This is a genomic window from Candidatus Schekmanbacteria bacterium, assembly GCA_003695725.1.
GTDB lineage: Bacteria > Schekmanbacteria > GWA2-38-11 > GWA2-38-11 > J061 > J061.
The window spans coordinates 1-3,430 of record RFHX01000228.1 but is presented as its reverse complement, the minus strand read 5'-3'; the positions used below and the strand labels follow the sequence as shown (position 1 = coordinate 3,430).

The window sequence follows — 3,430 nt, the reverse complement described above, 5'->3', positions numbered from 1 at the left end:
GTTTCGTATCTCCCTTTGGCACCTCTACCATTTTTAATATTAAAGAAAGAGAAAAGAACTTTTTCAGTTTCATTGATAATTTCATCCCTAATTTTGTCCTCTCTTTGGTCTTCTTTCTTCATTGCGATTACCAAAGAAAAAAATTCGAACTATTTAAATATCCCAAAAAAAGTAGAGCATAAGATAAAGAGAGTCATACTATTAACAGTTGATACATTAAGATATGATGTAATTTCAAGCAATGGGAACAAAAAATTTAGGACTCCTTCAATTGATGCTATCGCCGCCGACTCTGTTATTTTTGACAATGCTTATGCTCCTTCCTCATGGACACTTCCATCGTTTGCTTCATTGTTTACAGGAGTTTCTCCTGCAGTGCATCTCACAACAAAACTTAAATCACAACTTCCATCATCATTCACAACACTTGCAGAATATATGAAAGATGATGGTTATTCGACTGCCGCAATAGGATGCAATCCGATTCTTGCTATGAAGTCAAACAATATGAGTAAAGGATTTGTCGACTATAATTTTTACCCTAAAAGGTCGCTTCAAAACTCGATAGGAGAATTCATTCTTAAAAAATATTTTTGGAATTATTTTGTTCTTGATGCTTCAAGTGAAAAAATAACAGAACTCTCAAAGGATTGGTTGAAAAAGAATAGGAAAAAAGATTTCTTCCTTTGGATACACTACTTAGACCCTCACATCCCTTATAGTCCGCCTGTAAAATATATAAAGGAGAAAGAATTTTTAGATGCAAATAAACGAAGTTTTAACAATGTTGTAAAGGTAAGAAAAGAACCAATAAAAATTTCAGAAAAAGAAAGAAGACGAATCAGGTACCTTTATGAAGCAGAAGTCAGATATGTTGATGACTGCATCGGAGATTTAATCGAAACCTTAAAGGCATTAAAAATTTATAGAGACACATTGATAATATTTACAAGCGATCATGGAGAAGAATTTTGGGAGCACAATGGATTCGAACATGGGCATACGCTCTATAATGAACTTATTCACATTCCACTGATGATAAAACTTCCCGATGAAAGAATAACAAAAAGAATAAAATCATCCATAACCCTATCTTCCCTCTTTTCCACGATTCTCGATTTGTGTAATATAAATTATCAGAAAAATCTCTGCATTGAAGCTCCTCTTCCATTGAACGGCAATGAAGAAGATAAATACAACGCTGAAATATTCAGTTCTGGCAATCTCTATGATGAACCAAAAGAATCACTTATTAGGAGGGGATACAAACTAATCATTTCAGAAAAAACAGGCATTAAAGAACTATATGATATCATCGATGATCCTAGAGAAAAATTCTCACTTACTACATCATATCCACAGAAAGTAGCGGAATTAGAAAAACTCATACAAAAACATCTCGCGAAAGCATCAATAATTCATAAAAAAATCGAATTTGGAGAAATGCCGTCAACAGCTGAAATTGATGCTGATACAAAAAAACAACTTAAAGCTTTGGGATATATGGAATGATTTAAAAAAAATGTTAACAGGAACTCTTTTTTTATAGTAGAGTATAAGAAATTATTTTTATCGATATCGCAATGGTGGACAAAATTTTAAAAAAGCTGAACAAAAATATCGATGTTAATCAATCAGTTATCAACCCTGTCTTTCTGTGTGGTATAGCAGGCGCTCTTCTAACATCCCTTTTTGACCCTTTAATAAATATCCTCTGTTACGGTACTACTGGAATAAAATCATTTTTCTCAATTTTTCTCCTGATTATTTTGATTTTCTTCCTTTTTCTCGCAACTTATTTCATTTTACTCCTGATCCTATATTCAGTTTTTGAAAAGATTTTTCCTCTTAATTTGCTCTCTCTTGCAATGTCGCTCTCATTTTTTCTTGCTATAACCTCCCTTCTTCCATCGATTCTACAATCCAATACAAAGATGATAATCATATTGATCAATCTGATACGGAACATTTCACACTTTTTCAAAGAAACATTTTTAATAATCCTATTTGCCCTGTTAATAAGTTTAATAGTTTATATTTTTATAAAATTAACCGCATTCAGGCGCGGATTGAAAGAAAGAATAGTTTCTTCAAGTTTAAGCATCCCCTTTTTATTGCTTGAAACTTTTTTCTTCGTCTGGATCTGCATTGAATTCCTGAAAGAATTTTGGTCTTTAAACTTCCTTTTCATAACAATGCTTTATCTCATAATAGTTTCAACAACTGCACTGCTATTTAGACATCCGCAAAAAAGTTCTGGTATTTTGAAGTTTATTTCATCCTTTCTAATTCTTTTCGTCTTTGGTCTTATTTTTAAAGGTATGTCCAACTTAGCAATAACTGAACCTGAAGGACAATATCTTCATAAAAAACATAAGATAAGACACATTATACTTCTTTCTGTAGACACTTTGAGAAAAGATATGCTTTCCTGCTATGGAAACAAAAGATTTAAGACTGACAATATCGACAAGTTGGCAGAAGACGGAATCATTTATAAAAATGCCATATCAAGCTCCTGTTGGACAATTCCATCCTTTGCCTCGATAATGACAGGCCTTTATCCCCATATTCATCAGATGACAGAGAAGGATTCGCGGCTCAATGATAAGTGCAAAACCCTTGCTGAATATTTTTCCGAAAATGGATATTACACTGCTGCTATAGGCAATAATATCTTTCTTTCAATAAAATCCAATAATATATTTCAAGGATTTAATTACACTGATTTTTATCCTAAAAAAACAGGGCAAAGTTCCTATATTACCCAATTGATTGGAGGCCTTTTTCCTCATCTCTTTCTTTTGAATGCCAATACAACAGAACTTACCGACTTGGCTATCAACTGGATTAAAGAAAACAAAGATAAAGATTTCTTTCTCTGGTTTCACTATATTGACCCTCATGTGCCATACGAACCACCGGAAGAATATCTTCCCAAAGTGGAAACACCTGAAGGGCTGAAAAAAGTATTCAATGAAGGAAAAAGTGTCCGTTATGGCTATCTTATAAATTCAAAGGAAAGTCGAGAGTGGATAAAAGGGCTCTATGAAGGAGAAGTCAAATATGTCAATGACAATATTGGAAGGTTTTTAGCCTCTCTAAAAGAGCTTGATATTTACAATGATTCACTCATAGTCTTTTTGAGCGACCATGGTGAAGAATTTTGGGACCATGGGGGTTTTGAACATGGTCATACTTTATATAATGAATTGATTGATGTTCCTTTAATAATAAAATTGCCTAACTTTGAAATCAAAGGAGAAGTAAATCAAAGAGTTTCCACTGTAAGCATAATGCCTACTATTTTGAAATTGTGCAATATAAGTTTCAATGAAGACAATATCTCAAGAGGAATATTGCCATTTTCGGATGATGATAGAGATTCAAAAGAAAAAAATATAATCTACAGTTCAGGATATCTTTATTT

The 3,430-nt window shown here is 32.7% G+C and carries 2 protein-coding genes; both read left to right on the top strand.

Annotation, left to right across the window (positions count from 1 at the left end; genetic code table 11):
• Positions 1–15: 15 nt before the first annotated feature.
• Positions 16–1,512, top strand: a complete 1,497-nt coding sequence (locus D6734_08880; GenBank protein ID RMF93968.1) for a hypothetical protein — start codon at positions 16–18, stop codon at positions 1,510–1,512.
• 71 nt (positions 1,513–1,583) lie between these two features.
• Positions 1,584–3,430: hypothetical protein (locus tag D6734_08875; GenBank protein RMF93967.1), on the top strand; the 1,847-nt coding region annotated here is incomplete at its 3' end.